An 18,922-nucleotide genomic window follows, 5' to 3' on the forward strand; every position below is an offset into this window, starting at 1 on the left:
CGTGTAAAAGATTAGTCCAGTACCTGAAGGTTAACGGAGATGATCTCTCTAAGCTCACCATTGGTATAAAGTCTTCGGGAAAGGCTTATTCCGTTCCATAAATTTAAAAGAAGCTTTCCCACCAGCTCCGCATCAAGATGCTTGGCTGACCCGCGCCGCTGCGCACAGTTGATCCCCATGCTAAAAGTCTCTTGAAGTTCCGACAACAGCTTAGCTGCAACCTCTTTCAAGGTTTTATCCCTGGTTGACATTTCTGCCAAGGTATTCGCGATAAAACACCCCTTAAGCTTTTCCTCCTCTTCAGCCTCAGCTAAGCCAAAAAAGAATTTTCTTAAATCTCCTATAGGATCAAGACTCTCTGCGAGATTCTTCTTCAGGTCAAGCACTAAGTGTAAAGCATGTCTCTCCAGTGCTTTCTCAAATAGCTCTTTTTTACCCCCCTTAAATGAAAGATAGAAACTCCCCTTGCCTATTCCCATGGCTTTAAGCAGCTCCTCAGTAGAGGCTGCCTCGTATCCAATCTTCCAGAAGATTTCTCCTGCTTTAGCAATGATTTGTTCCTCATTAAATATTTTCGGTCTTCCAGCCATTTCAAATGAATTATAGCACAAATCTATAAATTGTACCGATTGGTACAAAATAACTTTTGCATCATGACAAATACTTAACAATATCAGGTCTGACCGTCCAAATCAGACGTATAGTCGGGACCGCTTGCGCACTGTGAATTAATTATCACGGCTGATGCATTCACTGCCAGATCAATTTGATAAGTGATATTGTAATATTTAAGCTAATTCAATAAGTATACCCATTACACAAACAATTAATTACCAGCACTTTGCATTGAAAAACTTTTTTAATCCTTTCGGGATTTCGGTAATTAGCGAAATAGATCGATAACAATATGTTCCATACCCTGGCAACATCAATCATGGATGACCTGAAGTCGTAAACAGATGAGCAATTCGGTTCAAACCTTCCGATCGTACCTGATTCAGATGGAACTCTGATTATGGAAAGCGAAGGTATTGCAGGCTATCATCACAGGTCCATATTATTGCGATATATCGGCAATTATCGGCATGACAGCTTAACAGAAGTCGACAACTCCTTTTAATCAACTGTGAATAAGGCACTTATTCAATTGGCATTTATTTAGCATTAATGAGCTATAGTTAAATAAACAACTGCAAGCCATTTTATTAAAATTAATTAAACATGTCAGAACAAATTAAAGGCTACACCTATGGACACGCCGGCCAGTCACCGGTCAGTTTAGCAGATCTGGATCTGCTGGAAAAAACTGTATTTTTCACCGAAAACGACGTTAAAAACCTGCAACTGGCAGGTGAAGTACTAAAAGATCAGACCAATGAAATTCTTGATGTGTGGTACGGATTTGTCGGCAGTCATGAACATCTGCTAAAGTACTTCTCTAAAGGGGATGCCCCTAACCCGAATTATCTTGCTGCCGTCAGAGAGCGTTTCAAACAATGGATTCTGGATCTTTGTAATAAATCATATGACCAGACCTGGCTGAACTATCAGCATGAAATCGCCTTAAGGCATTTGGTTAAAAAGAATGTGACTGATGGCGTTGATGCAGAGCCCTTTGTAAACTACCGGTACATGATTGCTTTTATCTATCCGATAACGATAACCATCAGAGGATTTTTAGCCAATGGCGGAAATGAGCAATCAGTGGTTGAAGACATGTATAATGCCTGGTTCAAAGCCATTGTACTTACCACCATTCTCTGGACATACCCCTATATTAAGGAAGATAAATTCTAAGAACCTGAATCCCTTCTCGAAAACAAGAATCCGGGTCTGCAATCCAAAAAAGCAGCCCGGTTTGTGATGTATTTTGCAAATCATCAATAAATACGGGTGCGCAAACCCGCCATTAAAAAGCAGGTTCTGTCTTTCGTGTCAGCATGATTTCGCAATGCCATTTTCAATGCTGATTCCTTCTGGTGAAAATGGCTCCATCCACTGGAATGTACCGGGTAAACCTTAGCGGGCTGCAGCACTTGTACAGCTTTAATCAATCCTTCCGCGTCCATCGTATAGAGTCCACCACCGGTGAGGTATTTGAACTGCACCCCGCCAACATTGAATACTCCGACATCAATTTTGAAGCGACGAGCCACCTCATAGATTCCTTTAAAAAAAACAGTGTCCCCCGCAATATAGATTACCCCATCCTTTTGGTCCCGGTAACTAATAATAAAGCCGATCACCTCTCCGGAAACGAATTCCGGTACCCACCAGGGACGATGCCGGGCCGGGGTAGCTGTAATCATTAGGCCGGGCACCCGCAAATCCTCCACTGAATAGCTTTCCCACACCCTGAGTCCGGTGATCCCTGGGATCGACCTGCTCGCTGAAACGGTAGACAAAATGCAACGAGTGGTGTCGAGATATTTTCTTCCTTCAATATCCAGATTGTCTTTATGCTGGTGATGACTGAGTAAAACAAGGTCAACATCCCCAAGATCCTCGCGAAGCATTCCCGGGCTACTAAGTTTCCTGGAAATTGCACCAAAGCCATGATGGTACAATTTTCCTGCCTGATCCAGGGTCGGATCTGTCAGTATGCGAAAACCGTTGAGCTCTAAAAGTACACAAGCGGTGTCAATATGAGTGATATGGAGTTCCATGATCTTATTTCTGATTGGTTAATAAGCTTGAAAAGTAGAGCATTGTAGTGGGCTTTCATCCCGAACCGCCTGTGGATAAATCAAGATGAGCTGTGCGCATTCGGACAACAACAAACCTCTGTCTCCTAATAATGTTTCAACGGTATGGATATACCTGAACTTTCTGCTCAGCTGATCAAAAGCTTGGTCTACCAGTATGACCACTACGCTTTCGGACGAAAAAATCCGGTTATCCTGGACGCAGGTTAGCTGGCCAGGTCGCTCCACAACAAAATCCAGTTCATAACCTATGTTGTGAAGATCGATTACCTTTCTGGCTAATAAACAGTTCATCATTTGCGTTCTCTATTTCGACTGAAGCGATTTCTGTCCAATTTGACCAATGATCAGTTGCCTCCGTAAATAACTGTTAAACTGATTGGCACGCTCAACGCTTTGGAGACAATGCAGTGGGCCTTAGCCTCCTCGGCAATCTTGATAAATAAATCTGCTGATACCCCTTCAATAGCATCTGCTTTAAGATTTAAAAGTATGCCGGTGATACTTAGTGCCCCCATATCCAGATCCAGGATTGCCTCGGTGTCCAGGTTACCTGCGACAAATCCAGCCTCTGTCAATGCTGCGCTGACCGCCATGGTAAAGCAGCCAGCGTCAGCCGCTGCGATGAGTTCTTCCGGATTGGTTCCGATCCCCTCCTGGAAGCGGGTTTTAAACGAGTATTGGGTAGCATCCAATACCTTACTTTGACTTGATAGGATTCCACTTCCTGAGGTAAGATCCCCATTCCAATGTGCATTTGCTGTTCTTTTCATGTTGTTTTTATTTGATGAATGATATGTAATTAATTGAGTTGCTTTAAATTAACCTGTATCAATTAAGGCTAAGGGCGCAGCCAGTTCAGGATATAATCCGCATTCTCTGTCCATGGGCTTGCTAATGGGAATACAAAAGCAAGCGATTTTGGCATATGCAGTCTGGTGAAATTCTTCATGTCTGGATACTTTGAGTGTCAATGAATCAGGTCATTTTCAATATTGATACCAAAACAACAACACACTGTATTTCAACGTCTTAAACATAATACAAGGAAAATTAATTGCCGATATTCCGCTAAATATTGAAGAAGACTGCTGACCATACATTTTCATCATTACCAGTTCGTGTAAAACCGGCTAGTTTAGCAAAAAAGCCATCCAGCATCTACAGCGACATGAACCATTCGCTGATGGATCAGCCGATCACATTATTCGGCAATTGCTGATATATCAATAGCGGACACGACTAATGTTATGCGCAAAAACCTGTAAATCAATAGATTGTTTAATTGGCCTTGTTATGGAATAGTAAGTTCAAAACAACTTCTCACTATGGCTATATCTTTAGAGGCTGCACTATCCGCACCAAATCAATTCGTAACCACCCAGAGTGGAAAAATCGCTTATCGCGTCCTAGGTGAAGGGAAACCGCTGGTATTGTGCAACCGCTTCCGGGGCACACTGGATACCTGGGATCCCAAATTCATTAGTCATCTGGCAAAAGAATACCAGGTTATACTGTTCGACTACCATGGGATAGGATTGTCTGAAGGGACACACCAAACTACCGCAGAAGCACTCAGCAAGGATTTGAAGCTTTTTATTGAATCCTTAAAGGTCGGCCAAGTAATCCTTGGTGGCTGGTCTTATGGGGGCTTGGTCGCCCAGTCCTTTGCTGTGATCTACCCAGAAATGATCACGCATCTGTTAGTGATAGGATCAAATCCGCCTGGCAATAATCCCGTACCACCGGAACAGATTTTCTTTGATACGGCGCTAAAACCCGTTAATGATTTTCAGGATGAGCTCATCCTCTTTTTCGAGCCGGCATCACCGGTCAGCGTTGCGTTGGCGGAAGCATCACACCAACGAATTGCTTTAAGAACATCTGACCTAGACGTCTCGGTGAAGCCCGAACAGTTCAACAATTATTTCTTGGGCGGGGCATCCTTTAAAGAAGACCTGCTTAACACCCGGCAAAACCTGTATCAATCAAATCTTCCCGTCCTGGTGGTGATGGGAGACCATGATCCCAGTTTTCCTGTCGAGAATTGGTTTCCCATGGTTAAAAATTCAGAAAACATGCAACTGGTTATTTTGTCCAGGACCGGCCATGGCCCGCAGCATCAATATCCTAGACTCGTCGCCGGGTACATCAGGAAGTTTATCGACAACGCTAAATAAAAAACATCATCATGACAAATACAGCAAAAAAAACCGCACTGATTTTAGTTGACCCCTTTAATGATTTTTTATCCGAAGGTGGGAAATTATGGGAAAGTGCCCGGGAGACTGTCCAGGGAAACAATTTAGTAGATAATATTAAAAAGTTGTTGTCAGCTGCCCGAGCAGCAGGTATCCAGGTCATTTATGCCCCTCATCACCACACCACTGTTAGCGATTACCAAAACTGGCGCATACTCTCCCCATCACATCAGGGAAGCAAAAACCTTATGCTTTTTGAGAAAGGAAGCTGGGGAGCCGAGTTTCACCCTGAGCTGATTCCTGAAGAAGGTGACCTGATCGCACAAAACCATTGGACAGCGAGTGGATTCGCTAATACAGACCTCGATTTCCTGTTGAAACAGCACGGTATCGAGGCCGTTATTATCACCGGGATGCGGGCTAATACCTGCATCGACTCCACCGCGAGATACGCGGTGGAGCTGGGCTACCATGTAACCCTGATCAGTGATGCCATAGCGGCGTTCAACTGGCAGGAGGTTAAGGCAGTAGTAGAAATCACTTTTCCGAATTATGGACATTCGTTAATGACTACAGATCTTTTCGTAGACTCTATAAACCGCTAACCCATGGAGATCATCACACAAAGTAGCGCCACGGCAACGATAAATGCCCCTGCAGCTGCAATAGATATTACCGATTGGCTTTTTAAGTTATCAGATTTGGAGTACCAGGCATGCTCAAAGGCACATGTAGCCTGCGGGTCGACCATGGATATAAACGGAAAACGTGTATCTATTAATGTAGAAAATGTCGCAGGAAACTTACTGGTGCAACATTATCAGGAAGAAATCAGTGAGCGGTCCAATTGCAGGGTAAATTCGATCTCCGATTCATTTTCGGAACTTGGAGTCACCAAACTTGGAATTACCTGGGAACTGACCATCAACAGGTTAACAGAGAAAACCAGCGAACTGGAAAACAAGGTGACCATCCTTATTACGGATGAGTTTGGAGCATTACTCAAACGGAACGATACCCAGGTTACAGACGCAATCAAATTAGGAATGTCAAAAAATGTCGCTGAGCATAATCTGGAAGAAACCCCTCTTTTTGCTAAAGATATCGAACGCAAGGCCTTATCAGGACAATGGGCCTAAGGTTAGGGATTGTAGATCTGAGCTTTGGTAATGCCATATTTTTTTATCCTTGAAGTCAGCGTAGAGTAAGGGAGGTCCAATATTTCAGCAGCACCCCCAGGCCCTGAGAGTTTGCCATTACAACGTTTGAGCACAGCAACGATATGGTCAATTTCGTTTTGCCGGATCGTCTTTAGTCCCTCAGCTTCCCTGAGATCAATCATCGAAGCCGAGGGAATATTGGATAGAAAGACCTCGGTAATCACCTCACCTTTATTCAACAATACACTTCTTTCAATCATATGTTCCAGTTCTCGGATGTTACCCGGCCAGGAATAATCCAGCATCTGCTCCGCTACCCGATCCGAGATTCCGATAAACTTTTTACCCATGATCCTACTGTATTGCTGTAAAAAATGCAGGGCGAGTAATGGCACATCTTCCTTTCGTTCCCTTAATGCAGGCATATGGATCGGAAAGACATTTAACCGGTAGTAAAGGTCTATCCGGAACCTCCCTTCGGCCACTTCTTTTTCCAGATTCCTGTTGGTAGCAGCAATAAACCTCACATTTATTTTAATCGAACCCCTTCCCCCGATTCTGTCAATCTCTTTTTCCTGGAGCACGCGCAGCAACTTGGCCTGAAGGTCAAGCGGCAGTTCTCCAATTTCATCCAAAAAAATAGTGCCGTCCTGTGCAAGCTCAAATTTACCGATCCTCGTTTCGTTTGCTCCCGAAAAAGATCCCTTCTCAAAACCGAACAATTCTGATTCAATCAACGTAGCCGGCAATACCGCGCAATTCACCTTGATCAATGGCTTGTTCCTCCTGGAGGAATGTTCGTGGATACACTCCACAATTCTTTCTTTCCCAGTGCCGCTTTCACCACTAATCAACACTGAGGTATCTGCAGGTGCAACGATCCTGACCAGTTCCAGCGCTTTCGCCAATTGTTTACTTTCCCCCACAATACCCCGAAAATCAGCGATTTCCTTGCTTTTATGCACTTTGCTTTCCTGACGCTGGATAGTCAGCTTTTGCTCATGCAGGTATTGTGCGATGTCAAGAGTAGCCAGGACATCCTTTTCCCTGAACGGCTTGACCAGGAATCCATAAGGCTGGGTCTCTTTTGCAGAAGCGAAAATCGCCTTATTGGAGTTCGCTGATAGATACACAAATGCGATGTTCTTTTCCCTTAACACCTTTGCCAGGTCTATTCCGGTTTGTTTGCCTTTCAGAAAAATATCGAGGAGCACAAGTGCAGGTCGTTCCTGTTTGACTACTTCCAGAGCAAGGCCAAAGGAATTTGCAATTGTACACACGTGATAACCATTACGCTCCAATATCATTTGCAGGTTATTGGCCTCTATAAATTCATCTTCTACAATGAGTATGCGTTTTTCCATTTTTACACGAGTTACACTTACCGCTGCCCAGCAAAAGCCCTGCCTTGAATTCCCGGCCAGTGATAAAGCCTGTTAAGAGCTTTAAATTAAGAAAAAAGGACGATATTCACTAATCATCGCCAATTCCATAACTATTCAAATTAGCGACATATCGCTAAATACTAAGCGATTGCCCCGCATATTAGCAGCCTCGGTAAGCACCTCAACTTCCAGCATAGCTTAATCAATTGTCGATATATCGTCAGTAAAAAACACAAATTACAATTAAACAACTGATTTACAAATAGTTAAAAACATGGCACCAGCTTTGAAATCATACGCTCAGTACAACTGCATTCTCTTCTTAAACTTTAAATCAAATGAAAACAATTAACAACTACTTCTTGATCAGTGCCAAAAGGATTCTGGTACTGATCACAATCTTTTTACTTGCATTAACAGGCTTTCCGTCTTTTGCACAGGTAAAAGACTGGTCAACTGATGACCGAATCAGTAGCGGTACCAAAGAATTTCTGAAAATCCTGAATAACGGCGGGCCCGCCCTTGAGTCCCTCTCTACAGATCAAATGCGTCTTGTTCTGGTTAATGCCCAAAAAGCAGTAAAAGTAGATCTTTCCGGCGTCACTACCAGTGAAAAAACAATCAGTTCAGATGGGTACAAGATCCTGATCCATATTGTTAAACCCATCGGTGCAAAACCGGGGATTCCGGTCTTTGTGTTTACCCATGGCGGTGGATGGATCCTCGGTGACTTCCCAACCCATCAACGCATGGTACGGGATCTGGTAGTCAGGTCTGGCGTTGCAGCAGTATTTGTCAATTATACCAGGACCCCGGAAGCAAAATATCCACAGGCACTGAACGAAAGTTATGCGGTAACTAAATGGGTCGCCGAACATGGTACCGAAATTGGAGTTAACGGTAAAAATCTCGCTATTGTCGGCAATAGTGTCGGGGGAAACCTGGCTACAGCCACCGCCCTGATGGCAAAAGCTAAAAACGGCCCGAAAATAAAGCTGCAAATACTGATGTGGCCAACCATCGACACCGACTACAACAGGGAATCCTATCAGCAATTTGCAACGGACAGGTTCCTGACCGCTTCACTGATGAAGTTTATGTATGACCTGTACAGCACAGATCCTAATGTGCGTCAGGACATTTATTACTCACCCTTGAAGGCAAGTACCTCAGCACTTAGTGGAATGCCCCCGACACTGATACAGGTCGCGGAGAACGATATTCTAAGGGATGAAGGTGAAGCTTATGGGCGCAAGCTTGACCAGGCAGGAGTAAAAACTACAACCCTTCGATATGATGGAATGATCCATGATTTTGGTCTGCTCAATGGCCTAGCCGAACTTCAGCAGACCAAAGCACTCTTCGACCATGCCGCGCTAGCACTAAAGACCTATTTGAAATAAAGAAAATGGCGCTAAGATCTTCGCTGCAAAAAACAATAATCAATCCACATTAATTCACGGCGCATGCTTTGACTTTAAACCAAAAAGACCTAAAACAGATGAATATGAAATCCTTCAACTTAAAACCCCATGTTAAACATTCACTACTTCGAATGGTATTGATCGGACTCGTCATGATCTTGCTACTGGTCACCAGCTTTCATTCCTTCGCCCGGTTCAACTAAATTTCAACACATCATGGAAAAATCAACAACAGCATCAGGCATTCCTTATTTTCATCACCAGGGCCCCCTTACTGCAGACCCCAGAGCGCCGGTACTGCGTGAGGACTTTATCCTGCACGAAAAAATGGCATATTTCAATTGGGAACGTATCCCCGAGTGGGAGGATGACCATTACAGTCAACCGGGCGAACTCTTCAAAGAAATAATGAACGACAGTGAAAGGCAGCGGCTAGTGGAGAACCTCACCGCAGCAATGACTCAAATCAGCGGATCCAAGCGGCAGGAAATCAATGGCCCGCAGCTTTGCCATTTCTTCAGGGCTGATGCCGGACTGGGTAATGCCCTGGCAAATGGTTTAAAAACAGAGTTAGCTCAAATGACTTCCCGGTAAGAACTAACATAACCCCATATACTTAAAATCTCAACACGATGAAAACCATCGAATCAAAAACCATCCTGCTGGTTACCGGCTGCTTTGTCAGCTATATCGGCTGGAACACCTGGAAAACCTATTTTGAAAGCAAGGGCTACACCGTCATTGCCCCGCCCTGGCCAAATAAAGAGGCCTCCCCGTCGGTATTACGTGCCAGGCATCCCGATCCCGCCATTGCCGGATTGAACCTAAAAAAGCTCGTCGATCACCATGCAGAACTGATTAGCAAACTGCCGGAAAAACCGATTATCATTGGCCATTCCTTTGGAGGGCTCATCACCCAGCTCCTGGTTCAAAGAGGGCTGGCCGCAGCAGCTGTGGCTTACCATTCGGTAGCACCGCAAGGGGTATTGTCCTTCAAATGGTCTTTTATCAGATCCGTTACTCCGGCTCTGGGGCTGTTTACCTCCAGAAATACCACCTATCTGATGTCCTTCAAACATTGGCAATATACCTTTACCAACGGCATGCTGCTGAATGAGCAGCAGGAAACCTATAACCGGCTGGTTGTTCCCGAATCCAAGAACGTATCCTGGGATGGTTTGGGTAAGCACGCCAGAGTAGATTTCAAAAGGCCTCATGCCCCCTTGCTGTTTGTCAGTGGAACCGATGATCACATCATGCCGGCTTCCCTAAATTACGACAACTATAAAAAATATAAGGACAAAGGATCGGTTACAGATTACAAGGAATTTCCTGGACGAAACCATCTGGCTATGGGACAGCCTACCTGGCAACAGGATGCAGACTATATCCTAGACTGGTTAAACAATCAGTAGCTAAAAACAAAGGGTCGCTTAAGATATTTAAGCGGCCTTTTCGGCAGCTTTCGCAAAACTTATTTTGTATCTTAGTGGACAAGTAGTTGCCCTTAAGGCCGGTATGAAACGTCAACCAGCTGATCCGCATTTAATAAAAAACCACATGCTACTTCACAGGTACAAGTTTTTACTTTTTTACGTAGCTAAAATGATGCTATTTGCGGTCATTCTGGCATCGCTTCCCCTTACAGGCTACGGTCAGTATTTCAGAACCAATAAGGCCAGCAATCCTGCTGAGATTACGGTCCTGCTGTCCAGGATCCAGGGGAAAAAACCTGACAGAAGTTATGTAAAGAACCTGCTTAGGCTGAGCAGCATTTATATTTATCGTCCGGGTAGTGCTCAAACGCATTTGGACAGTGCCTATCAATTCGCCCAAGAAGCTAAAACGATAAGTAAAAAAATCAAGTACGCGCCCGGTTACAATGAGGCATTGCTGCTCACGGCTGCCGTATACATCGATCGTAACCAATGGCTACCAGCTAAAGAAATGGTTAAACAGACCACTGATACCACCCGTGTCAAGCTGTTATCGGCACTTTGTGACTACTATTGGTATAGTGTATGGATGAAATGGGAACCTATAAATGTCCGTAGGATGGATACCGCAATAATATTGGGCCGGCAGGCGTTCCACGGCAGTCTCGTAAGCAAACGCAGGGATTTAATTTCTTTAGCTACCAAAAGCGTTATCGAGGTCGCCAATACCTTGCTAACGGAAAAAAAAAACATTCAGGCAGACAAACTAATTAATGAAGTATTGTCCTATTCCAGGCACATTCCCCCACCTGAACGCAACGGCCTGCTTGAACTGCAGGCGAGGATTAATACCGAGAACCGTGCCTTTTACCGGACCACCAACCCATTTGTCGAAAACAAACCTGCTAATGTAGAGCAGCTACAAACCCTGCTTCGGCTCGCTGAAGCTTACCTTCACCGGCCTGGTGAACACCAGAAAGATCTTGACCAGGCACTGGAATACATTTTAAAAGTGGTCAGTCTTAACAAATCACTTAAAAACCATAACGCAGACCAGCAGGCAAAGGCTCTGTTGGCAGAAATATATTTAGAAAAAAGAAACATGGCCGCCGCCCTGCAGTTGATGAACCAAACCACTGGGATGTACCGGATAAAAACACTGACCGTCTTCGCCGATCATTATAGTTTCGATTCTGACTACGGCAGAAATAGCAAAAAAGTGAAACTCGACAGTGCGGTTATTTTTTCCAGACAGGCCTTGGACCTGAGTTTCTCATTAAAAGATTCGGTTCAGATAAAACAGCAAATCGCACGCTTCATTCAAATGGCCTGGTATTACCGGTATAACGAGTACCTGACAGATGCCGAGCAGCTTTATACGCAACTGCAAATACGCTCAGTACACGAAAAGCAAATACCAAAGGTCAAGATTCTCTTCGAATTAGGGTCGATCAATTTTCAAAGAGCCGATTACTATAAGGCGACGTTTTATGCCTTACAAGCAGAAAAGCACCTTAATAGTCAAACCCCGGTTGAACACCTGGGATCTTTATATTTTCTTTTTGGCATGATTTACACCGAGACGCTCAATTACAAACAGGCAAACGTTTACTTTTCGAAAATCATTTCCCAACCGGAAAAATTCGGCCCGGCGATCTCGCTTTATAATACTTTGAATTACTATTGCGCCAGTCTGATTAAATCCGGTCAGAAGGACCAAGCTTTAGGTGCTATTCAGTCGGTCCATAACCGCTACCCCCCAAAGAATGACTCGGACCTGCTTTTTTATTACTGGTCTCTTGGGGACTATTACAAGGAACTGAAAAGAGATGATCGCGCCGAAAAATACTATTTGATGGCTTTAGGCATATCACAGGGAACTAATAACGATTATATATCCAACGAGAAACTGGGTCAGCTTTATTTACGCAGCGGAAATTACAACAAAGCCTGGACCCATCTCAAAGTCGCAGAATCTGGATTTGCGGACTCACATGCCGCATATAAGGTTAGCGTCTACCGGCTGCTTGCCGAGGCCGGATATGCACTTGGGGATTATAAATCTGCCATAGACTATATGCTTAAACAACAGAATTCAAGTGATTCCATTTTCAATTCAGGCAAAGAAAAACACATGCAGGAACTCGCTTTTCAATACCAGACCCAAAAAAAAGAAGCAGATTTAAAAATTAAAGAAGCCAGAATCAGTTCACTGAGTCAGCAGGCACTGCTGCTTACACAAAAAACCATCCTTTTAGACCAGGCCGCGGGAATCCAGCAGATCAAGTTAGACAAGGCAAGACTCATCGCCGAGAAAGAAGAAACCGACAACAAACTTCATAAGAAAAACATACAATTGCTCCACCAGAATGCCAACTCACAGCAGGAAGAGTTGCAGCGGGCCAAACAGGTCAGAAATATAACCATAATAGTAATTTTACTATTCATTCTGATTGTAATTCTGCTCTACCGGCAGTCTGTACAAAAGCAGCAATCCAGCATACTTATCCTACGAAAAAACGCGATGCTAGAAAAACTACTGAAAGAAAAGGAATGGCTGCTGAAAGAAGTTCATCACCGGGTAAAGAACAACTTACAAACGGTAATCAGCCTGCTGGAATCCCAAGCAGCTTACCTCAAAGACGACGCTTTGAAGGCAATGGAACAATGCCAGCACAGGATCTATGTCATGTCCCTGATCCACCAAAAGCTTTATCAGTCTGATGAGGTAAAGACCATCAACATGCCCCTATACATTGCTGAATTCATAGGCTACCTTACCGATTGCTTTGATGTTGCCAACAAGATCAGGTTCGAGCAGCACATACAGGAAATTGAACTCAGTATCGCTCAGTCCATACCCCTGGCACTAATTATCAATGAGGCAGTGACCAATTCAATAAAGTATGCCTTTCCGGGAGAAAAGATCGGAATTGTAATCCTGGAGTTAAAAGAAGAAAACGGCAAGGTCCACCTGGTCATCAGTGATAATGGCATCGGTATTCCGGCTAATACTCAGCTTAAACCAAATGCCACTTTAGGTCTTAAACTCATGAAAGGACTTTGCCAGGATCTGGATGCCACATTTCATCTGGAAAACACCAATGGTACGCTGATCAGTATAGCATTTACCGCTCATGAATTCAGTGATGAAAGGCGTCTGCTGGCGCTTCAAAATTGATGGATTGACTCACATGTTAAGTATGATACCTTTACAAACAGTTAACTTAAGCTCATTCGGGTATCTCCCTTTAATAAGACTCAACCCCTGGCATTTTATTTTTCCCATATGGGAAGATTTCAATTTGTCTTAGGACAACAAACGGAAATAAAAAATGTCTTCAGACACTCCACAAAGGCTCTTAATAAGAGAATTTTTAAAAATCTTTCCCATATGGGAAAGATTTTTGTGCACTTGTAGGGATTCGAACCCCAAACCTTCTCATCCGTAGTGAGATGCTCTATCCAATTGAGCTACAAATGCGTTTTTTTGTTATAACTCCGTTTCGTTAACGGACTGCAAAAGTAATGCTTGAAATTCAAAATAGCAATATTTTTTATAAAATTATTCAGAGCATTACTCTTGCAGAACTGTATTATGCTTCTACTGCTTTCTTAATCGCATCAAAATCAGGCATATTACCAGCATCTTCTAAAACTTCTGAATGGATAATTTTTCCTTCTTCGTTCAAAACAAACGCTGCTCTTTTAGAAACGCCCTTTAAATTGAAGACAAAATCTTCGTAAAATGCACCGTAAGCCTGAGATATTTCTTTATTAAAATCAGAAAGTAACGGAAATTGGTAAGCTTGATCTTCTTTGAATTTAGCGAGGGTAAAAGGAGAATCAACAGAAATGCCAACAACAGCAGCATTCATTCCTTCATAATAGCCAAAGCTATCTCTCATTGTACATAACTGAGCAGTACAAACACCTGTAAATGCCATAGGAAAAAAATGAACAACTACTTTTTTCCCTTGATAATCTGAAAGAGACACCTCTTTCAACTCAGAACTAAATAATTTAAAATCCGGGGCTTTATCGCCAACTTGTAATGCCATAGTATAATTAAGTTTATTGTTCAAATATAAATTTGTGATCCTCTTCTTTCAAATCAAATACTAAAGATGAGAAAACACTGACCCCTCTGCCCCTACTTCTTTAATTGCCGGTCCAGAATTATCAGCCCTTCTTCAAAACTGTGTGGATTATAACCCAGGTCCCGAATAGTCTTGTCTAAAACAAAACCTGTTCTTACAGGTCTTTTTGCTGTTTGATTAAGTGTTTCTGCACTGATCTCATTGATCATGCTTTTATCAAGCTTCCAATAATCAGCTACTCTTGCTACCAGTTCAGAAATACTCATCATATCCTTCCCCGAAGCATTGTATATCCCCTGTGCATCCTTCTCAACTGCAAGCAGGCAGCAATCAGCCAAATCCTCTGCAAGTGTAGGCATGCGCCATTGATCATTAACCACGTTTATTGGTGAACCTTTTTCTAAAGCTCCCTTTGCCCATAGTACGATATTACTGCGGCTCATATCACTTACTATACCATATACTAATATAGTACGCAAAATTGCCCATCTGCAATTAGACGCTTTAATAATGTTCTCTGCCTCGACCTTCGTTTGTCCATAATAACTTAAAGGATTTGGGTCAGCCTCTTCATCGTAAGGGCCTTTTGCCCCATCAAAAATAAAATCGGTCGACAAATGCACCAACTGGATATCATGTTCTTCGCAAACTGAGATCAGTGTTTTTACCGATTCCACATTCAACTGATAAGCCAATTCCTTTTGATCTTCGCAAGTATCCACGTTGGTCATGGCAGCAGTATGAATGATGGCATCAGGCTTATAATGCCCGACAACTTCCTTCACATTCTGCGGATCCATAATGTCCATTTCGGCATACGTATATCCATCTTTAACAGGAAAACGATCAGCCCCTTTTGATGTTGCAATTAACTTAAATTGCTTCGTAGCAGATAACCGCTCTGTTATTTTCTGACCCAAAAGGCCATTACTTCCTGTAACTAGTATGGTTTTCATTAATGTTTATTTACAATTTTCAACAGCTGCCAATGCAGCAAAAATCACTATTTAATGCTTTAAAAGGCATAATTAAAGCCTCAATAATACCGGCTAAATTATTGATTAAAAAACTGTGGAAAAACTTTTTATTTATATATGTATTTCTTGTATAAAAATTTTAACTTTGCAAACCGAATTGTAGGCCCATAAAACAGCCTTTAACAAATTGATATTTATAATTTTACCCAAAACAATATATGCCTAACATTGGAAAAATAGCGCAGATTATAGGACCGGTAGTTGACGTGAGTTTTGCTGACGATGCTCATTTACCTCAAATTTTCTCTGCATTAGAGATTGAAAAAGAAAACGGACAGAAAGTCGTTTTAGAAGTTCAACAACATCTTGGTGAAGACCGCGTACGTGCAATTGCAATGGACTCGACCGATGGTTTGGTTCGTGGAATGAAAGCATTAGATACTGGTGCTCCTATTCAAATGCCAGTTGGTGATCAAATTAAAGGTCGCTTATTCAATGTTGTTGGTGAAGCTATCGATGGTATTAATACTGTTAGCAAAACCGGTGGCAGACCAATCCACAATGCTCCTCCTAGATTTGATGAGTTATCAACTGAAACTGAAGTACTTTTTACAGGTATTAAAGTAATCGATTTATTAGAGCCTTATGCAAAAGGTGGTAAAATCGGTTTGTTCGGTGGTGCTGGGGTAGGTAAAACGGTATTGATCATGGAATTGGTAAACAACATTGCGAAAGCATATGCTGGTTTATCTGTATTCGCTGGTGTAGGTGAGCGTACTCGTGAAGGTAATGACCTTTTACGTGAGTTTATCGAGTCTGGTGTAATCAACTACGGTGAAGACTTCCTTCATTCAATGGAAAAAGGCGGATGGGATTTGAGTAAAGTTGATACTGAAAAATTAAAAGAATCAAAAGCAACATTGGTATTCGGTCAAATGAACGAGCCTCCTGGTGCACGTGCTCGTGTAGCATTATCAGGATTAACAGTTGCTGAATATTTCCGTGATGGTGATGGCGAAGGCGCTGGAAAAGATATCCTTTTCTTCGTTGACAACATCTTCCGTTTCACTCAGGCTGGTTCTGAGGTATCTGCACTATTAGGCCGTATGCCTTCTGCTGTAGGTTACCAACCAACCCTTGCTACTGAGATGGGTTTAATGCAAGAGCGTATTACTTCAACTAAACGCGGTTCAATTACTTCTGTACAGGCTGTTTATGTACCTGCGGATGATTTAACTGACCCGGCTCCGGCTACAACTTTCGCCCACTTAGATGCTACAACAGTATTATCCCGTAAAATTGCTGAGCTAGGTATCTACCCTGCGGTGGATCCATTGGATTCTACCTCACGTATCTTATCTCCGGCTGTTCTAGGTGATGAGCACTACAACACAGCTCAACGTGTTAAAGAAACATTACAACGCTACAAAGAATTACAAGATATCATTGCAATCCTTGGTATGGACGAGTTATCTGAAGAAGATAAATTAGTTGTATCACGTGCACGTCGTGTTCAGCGTTTCTTGTCTCAGCCATTCCACGTTGCTGAGCAATTTACAGGCTTGAAAGGCGTATTGGTTGACATTAAAGATACCATCAAAGGATTTAACATGATCATGGATGGTGAAGTTGATGAATATCCTGAAGCTGCATTTAACTTAGTTGGAAGCATTGAAGAGGCTATTGAAAAAGGTAAAAAACTATTAGCTGAAGCAAACGCTTAATTTTTAAAGCGTACATAATATATATATGACATTAGAAATATTAACCCCAGATAAGAAAGTTTTTGAAGGTGACGTAACTGCAGTTACTGTTCCTGGTACCATGGGATCTTTTCAGATACTACATGACCATGCACCTATTATTTCAACTTTAGAAGATGGACCTGTAATTATTAAATGCAAAACTGGCGATCAAACCTTTACTATTAAAGGCGGTGTAGTTGAAGTTTTAAAAAACAAAATTATTGTGTTAGCCGAAGGGGTTGCTTAATATTTAATCATGCAATATTCTAAAAGCCCTTTGAAATTTCAAAGGGCTTTTTTTTATTTATAGTTCCGTCATCCTGAACTTATTTCAGGATGACAATACTAACCTCTCAGAATGACCATCGCTTTATGAAAAATCCCTCTAAAAAAAACAAAATTTCAACCAACTTTTTTAAGGTTTTCCACATTTTAAGAAGAATTTGCGCAAATTTATAATGCTAGCATAACACCTATACCGAATACCGATTTCATATTTGGTATAGCGACCACCATGTTAAGATATGAATTTTACATATATTTAAGAATTATATTCTTAAATATATGTAAAATAAAGAATTATATTTTTTTTCATTTATTTTCATTCACCTATTGATAGTTTAACCGCCAAGAGGTAAATTGGATTCTATAAAACAACAAGAAATTAAACAACGATATGAACCTTTCAGTCAACGTCTTATTTACTGTAATTGTCAACCTAATTCTCCTACTGATTATTCAGAAGGATAAGGCGCTATAAAGGAATATTGAATACTTAAAATATACTAGAGCGCCACCACAAGTGGCGCTTTTTTAATGAAACATCTAAAATACAAAAACATACCTGACAAAAAATGCAATATTTCAATTCAAATACCATACTTTACTTAAACGGGCGGTTCGAAAAAGCGGCCGATTCAAACGCCGATTTGTATGGTCAGTCGTTACACTACGGCTATGCAGTTTTTGAAGGAATAAGGGCCTACTCCACTCACAATGGCACCCGTATTTTTAAGGCAAGAGAACATTTCGAAAGATTAAAACGCTCTGCAGAATTAGTTCATATTCCATTTACATGGGACATAAATAAATTAATTAAACAAACCTACAGGTTATTAGAAATCAACAATTTAAAGGATGCTTATATCCGTCCTTTAATATATTGTCCACCTGCTATGTCATTGGTTGCTGCAAAAGAAGCTTCAATCATGATCTGCGTGTGGGATTGGGAAGCTTATCTTGGACATAAACTGCTTAAAGTTTGCGTATCAAGTTTTGAACGTCCAAATCCTAAATCAACTCCTATTGAGGCTAAGGTTAGCGGCAACTATGTTAACTCCATACTAGCCACTACAGAGGCCAAACGTAAAGGATTTGATGAGGCCTTGTTGCTTGATATGTATGGCAACGTTGCTGAAGCCCCGGGTGCAAATATCTTTATCGAAAAAAATGGCAGGTTATACACCCCTCCTCTTGGAAACATTTTACCAGGTATTACCCGGGCTACAGTAATTGAACTATGCCATATTTTAGATATAGAAATTATTGAGAAACATTTATCAGTAAAAGACCTGAAACATGCGGATAGCGCATTTTTCTGTGGTACAGCTACTGAAATTGCAGGAATAGGATCGGTAGACGAATATACTTTCCCATTAAAATGGACCGATAGCGTTGGTGCAACCATACAGCGTACCTATAAATCCCTGGTATTAGAAAAACAGAACTACGAAGTAATCATATAACTACTACATAATATAATAAGTAAATAACAAAAAAGACCTAACCA

General features: G+C 42.0%; 18 protein-coding genes and 1 tRNA gene. 11 read left to right on the plus strand and 8 right to left on the minus strand.

Translation table 11 applies throughout. The features are described 5' to 3' along the window. Positions 1 to 11: 11 nt before the first annotated feature. Complete coding sequence (locus HQN86_RS10475; protein WP_172660928.1) at positions 12 to 590, minus strand: TetR/AcrR family transcriptional regulator; 579 nt, start codon at positions 588 to 590, stop codon at positions 12 to 14. Between the two features lie 631 nt (positions 591 to 1,221). On the opposite strand from HQN86_RS10475, the gene HQN86_RS10480 reads away from it, so the two are divergent. Further along, positions 1,222 to 1,797: a protoglobin domain-containing protein gene (locus tag HQN86_RS10480; RefSeq protein WP_172660929.1), complete on the plus strand. Its 576-nt coding sequence runs from the start codon at positions 1,222 to 1,224 to the stop codon at positions 1,795 to 1,797. Between the two features lie 83 nt (positions 1,798 to 1,880). Here the strand turns inward: HQN86_RS10480 and HQN86_RS10485 are convergent, their stop codons facing one another. The 3 genes from HQN86_RS10485 to HQN86_RS10495 are packed head-to-tail and all read right to left on the minus strand — an operon-like array spanning position 1,881 to position 3,478. Then, on the minus strand, positions 1,881 to 2,666 hold the full coding sequence (locus HQN86_RS10485) for an MBL fold metallo-hydrolase (protein WP_172660930.1): 786 nt from the start codon (positions 2,664 to 2,666) through the stop codon (positions 1,881 to 1,883). Between the two features lie 18 nt (positions 2,667 to 2,684). Next, complete coding sequence (locus HQN86_RS10490) at positions 2,685 to 3,002, minus strand: hypothetical protein (protein ID WP_172660931.1); 318 nt, start codon at positions 3,000 to 3,002, stop codon at positions 2,685 to 2,687. 50 nt (positions 3,003 to 3,052) lie between these two features. Next, positions 3,053 to 3,478, minus strand: a complete 426-nt coding sequence (locus HQN86_RS10495) for an OsmC family peroxiredoxin (protein WP_172660932.1) — start codon at positions 3,476 to 3,478, stop codon at positions 3,053 to 3,055. Between the two features lie 555 nt (positions 3,479 to 4,033). Here HQN86_RS10495 and HQN86_RS10500 point away from each other — a divergent pair. From HQN86_RS10500 to HQN86_RS10510, 3 genes are read left to right on the plus strand one after another with little or no spacing between them, the layout of a single operon-like run. After that, on the plus strand, positions 4,034 to 4,885 hold the full coding sequence (locus tag HQN86_RS10500; RefSeq protein ID WP_172660933.1) for an alpha/beta fold hydrolase: 852 nt from the start codon (positions 4,034 to 4,036) through the stop codon (positions 4,883 to 4,885). 11 nt (positions 4,886 to 4,896) lie between these two features. Then, positions 4,897 to 5,511, plus strand: a complete 615-nt coding sequence (locus HQN86_RS10505) for an isochorismatase family cysteine hydrolase (RefSeq protein ID WP_172660934.1) — start codon at positions 4,897 to 4,899, stop codon at positions 5,509 to 5,511. 3 nt (positions 5,512 to 5,514) lie between these two features. Then, entirely contained in the window at positions 5,515 to 6,045 is a 531-nt protein-coding gene (locus HQN86_RS10510) for a hypothetical protein (protein WP_172660935.1), read from the plus strand. A gap of 2 nt (positions 6,046 to 6,047) precedes the next feature. Here the strand turns inward: HQN86_RS10510 and HQN86_RS10515 are convergent, their stop codons facing one another. Further along, positions 6,048 to 7,430, minus strand: a complete 1,383-nt coding sequence (locus HQN86_RS10515) for a sigma-54-dependent transcriptional regulator (RefSeq protein WP_172660936.1) — start codon at positions 7,428 to 7,430, stop codon at positions 6,048 to 6,050. Between the two features lie 359 nt (positions 7,431 to 7,789). Between HQN86_RS10515 and HQN86_RS10520 the strand changes: the two genes are divergently transcribed. The 4 genes from HQN86_RS10520 (at position 7,790) to HQN86_RS10535 (ending at position 13,492) form a co-directional block, all read left to right on the plus strand. Beyond that, the gene (locus HQN86_RS10520; protein WP_172660937.1) at positions 7,790 to 8,854 is read left to right on the plus strand and encodes an alpha/beta hydrolase; all 1,065 of its coding nucleotides are present in this window, start codon (positions 7,790 to 7,792) and stop codon (positions 8,852 to 8,854) included. A gap of 237 nt (positions 8,855 to 9,091) precedes the next feature. Beyond that, positions 9,092 to 9,469 carry a catalase-related domain-containing protein gene (locus HQN86_RS10525; protein WP_172660938.1) on the plus strand — a complete coding sequence of 126 codons (378 nt, stop codon included), beginning with the start codon at positions 9,092 to 9,094 and terminating at the stop codon, positions 9,467 to 9,469. Between the two features lie 38 nt (positions 9,470 to 9,507). Next, positions 9,508 to 10,290 (plus strand): alpha/beta hydrolase, encoded by a 783-nt coding sequence (locus HQN86_RS10530; RefSeq protein WP_172660939.1) that lies wholly within the window; start codon positions 9,508 to 9,510, stop codon positions 10,288 to 10,290. 103 nt (positions 10,291 to 10,393) lie between these two features. Beyond that, entirely contained in the window at positions 10,394 to 13,492 is a 3,099-nt protein-coding gene (locus HQN86_RS10535) for a histidine kinase dimerization/phosphoacceptor domain -containing protein (RefSeq protein WP_172660940.1), read from the plus strand. Positions 13,493 to 13,721: 229 nt separating this feature from the next. On the opposite strand, the gene HQN86_RS10540 is transcribed toward HQN86_RS10535, so the two are convergent. The 3 genes from HQN86_RS10540 to HQN86_RS10550 all read right to left on the minus strand — a co-directional run bounded on the left by HQN86_RS10540 (position 13,722) and on the right by HQN86_RS10550 (position 15,367). Continuing rightward, positions 13,722 to 13,795: transfer RNA gene (locus HQN86_RS10540), tRNA-Arg, on the minus strand. A 112-nt stretch (positions 13,796 to 13,907) separates the two neighbouring features. Next, the gene (locus tag HQN86_RS10545) at positions 13,908 to 14,372 is read right to left on the minus strand and encodes a redoxin domain-containing protein (protein WP_172660941.1); all 465 of its coding nucleotides are present in this window, start codon (positions 14,370 to 14,372) and stop codon (positions 13,908 to 13,910) included. A gap of 92 nt (positions 14,373 to 14,464) precedes the next feature. Then, entirely contained in the window at positions 14,465 to 15,367 is a 903-nt protein-coding gene (locus HQN86_RS10550; protein ID WP_172660942.1) for an SDR family oxidoreductase, read from the minus strand. Between the two features lie 239 nt (positions 15,368 to 15,606). On the opposite strand from HQN86_RS10550, the gene atpD reads away from it, so the two are divergent. The 3 genes from atpD (at position 15,607) to HQN86_RS10565 (ending at position 18,878) form a co-directional block, all read left to right on the plus strand. Next, positions 15,607 to 17,112, plus strand: coding sequence for a F0F1 ATP synthase subunit beta (gene atpD / locus HQN86_RS10555; protein WP_048903946.1), 1,506 nt, complete (start codon positions 15,607 to 15,609; stop codon positions 17,110 to 17,112). Positions 17,113 to 17,137: 25 nt separating this feature from the next. Further along, on the plus strand, positions 17,138 to 17,380 hold the full coding sequence (gene atpC / locus HQN86_RS10560) for an ATP synthase F1 subunit epsilon (protein ID WP_048903945.1): 243 nt from the start codon (positions 17,138 to 17,140) through the stop codon (positions 17,378 to 17,380). A gap of 607 nt (positions 17,381 to 17,987) precedes the next feature. Next, a complete protein-coding gene (locus HQN86_RS10565; protein ID WP_172660943.1) occupies positions 17,988 to 18,878 on the plus strand; it encodes a branched-chain amino acid transaminase in 891 nt (296 codons plus the stop codon). Positions 18,879 to 18,922: the final 44 nt, after the last annotated feature.

The sequence above is a fragment of the Pedobacter panaciterrae genome (assembly GCF_013204795.1).
GTDB lineage: Bacteria > Bacteroidota > Bacteroidia > Sphingobacteriales > Sphingobacteriaceae > Pedobacter > Pedobacter panaciterrae.

What these genes read in the sequence shown, in the direction of transcription:
- HQN86_RS10475 (WP_172660928.1), bottom strand. Translation starts at nt 590, where the DNA reads ATGGCTGGAAGACCGAAAATATTTAATGAGGAACAAATCATTGCTAAA.
- HQN86_RS10480 (WP_172660929.1), top strand. Translation starts at nt 1,222, where the DNA reads ATGTCAGAACAAATTAAAGGCTACACCTATGGACACGCCGGCCAGTCA.
- HQN86_RS10485 (WP_172660930.1), bottom strand. Translation starts at nt 2,666, where the DNA reads ATGGAACTCCATATCACTCATATTGACACCGCTTGTGTACTTTTAGAG.
- HQN86_RS10490 (WP_172660931.1), bottom strand. Translation starts at nt 3,002, where the DNA reads ATGATGAACTGTTTATTAGCCAGAAAGGTAATCGATCTTCACAACATA.
- HQN86_RS10495 (WP_172660932.1), bottom strand. Translation starts at nt 3,478, where the DNA reads ATGAAAAGAACAGCAAATGCACATTGGAATGGGGATCTTACCTCAGGA.
- HQN86_RS10500 (WP_172660933.1), top strand. Translation starts at nt 4,034, where the DNA reads ATGGCTATATCTTTAGAGGCTGCACTATCCGCACCAAATCAATTCGTA.
- HQN86_RS10505 (WP_172660934.1), top strand. Translation starts at nt 4,897, where the DNA reads ATGACAAATACAGCAAAAAAAACCGCACTGATTTTAGTTGACCCCTTT.
- HQN86_RS10510 (WP_172660935.1), top strand. Translation starts at nt 5,515, where the DNA reads ATGGAGATCATCACACAAAGTAGCGCCACGGCAACGATAAATGCCCCT.
- HQN86_RS10515 (WP_172660936.1), bottom strand. Translation starts at nt 7,430, where the DNA reads ATGGAAAAACGCATACTCATTGTAGAAGATGAATTTATAGAGGCCAAT.
- HQN86_RS10520 (WP_172660937.1), top strand. Translation starts at nt 7,790, where the DNA reads ATGAAAACAATTAACAACTACTTCTTGATCAGTGCCAAAAGGATTCTG.
- HQN86_RS10525 (WP_172660938.1), top strand. Translation starts at nt 9,092, where the DNA reads ATGGAAAAATCAACAACAGCATCAGGCATTCCTTATTTTCATCACCAG.
- HQN86_RS10530 (WP_172660939.1), top strand. Translation starts at nt 9,508, where the DNA reads ATGAAAACCATCGAATCAAAAACCATCCTGCTGGTTACCGGCTGCTTT.
- HQN86_RS10535 (WP_172660940.1), top strand. Translation starts at nt 10,394, where the DNA reads ATGAAACGTCAACCAGCTGATCCGCATTTAATAAAAAACCACATGCTA.
- HQN86_RS10545 (WP_172660941.1), bottom strand. Translation starts at nt 14,372, where the DNA reads ATGGCATTACAAGTTGGCGATAAAGCCCCGGATTTTAAATTATTTAGT.
- HQN86_RS10550 (WP_172660942.1), bottom strand. Translation starts at nt 15,367, where the DNA reads ATGAAAACCATACTAGTTACAGGAAGTAATGGCCTTTTGGGTCAGAAA.
- atpD (WP_048903946.1), top strand. Translation starts at nt 15,607, where the DNA reads ATGCCTAACATTGGAAAAATAGCGCAGATTATAGGACCGGTAGTTGAC.
- atpC (WP_048903945.1), top strand. Translation starts at nt 17,138, where the DNA reads ATGACATTAGAAATATTAACCCCAGATAAGAAAGTTTTTGAAGGTGAC.
- HQN86_RS10565 (WP_172660943.1), top strand. Translation starts at nt 17,988, where the DNA reads ATGCAATATTTCAATTCAAATACCATACTTTACTTAAACGGGCGGTTC.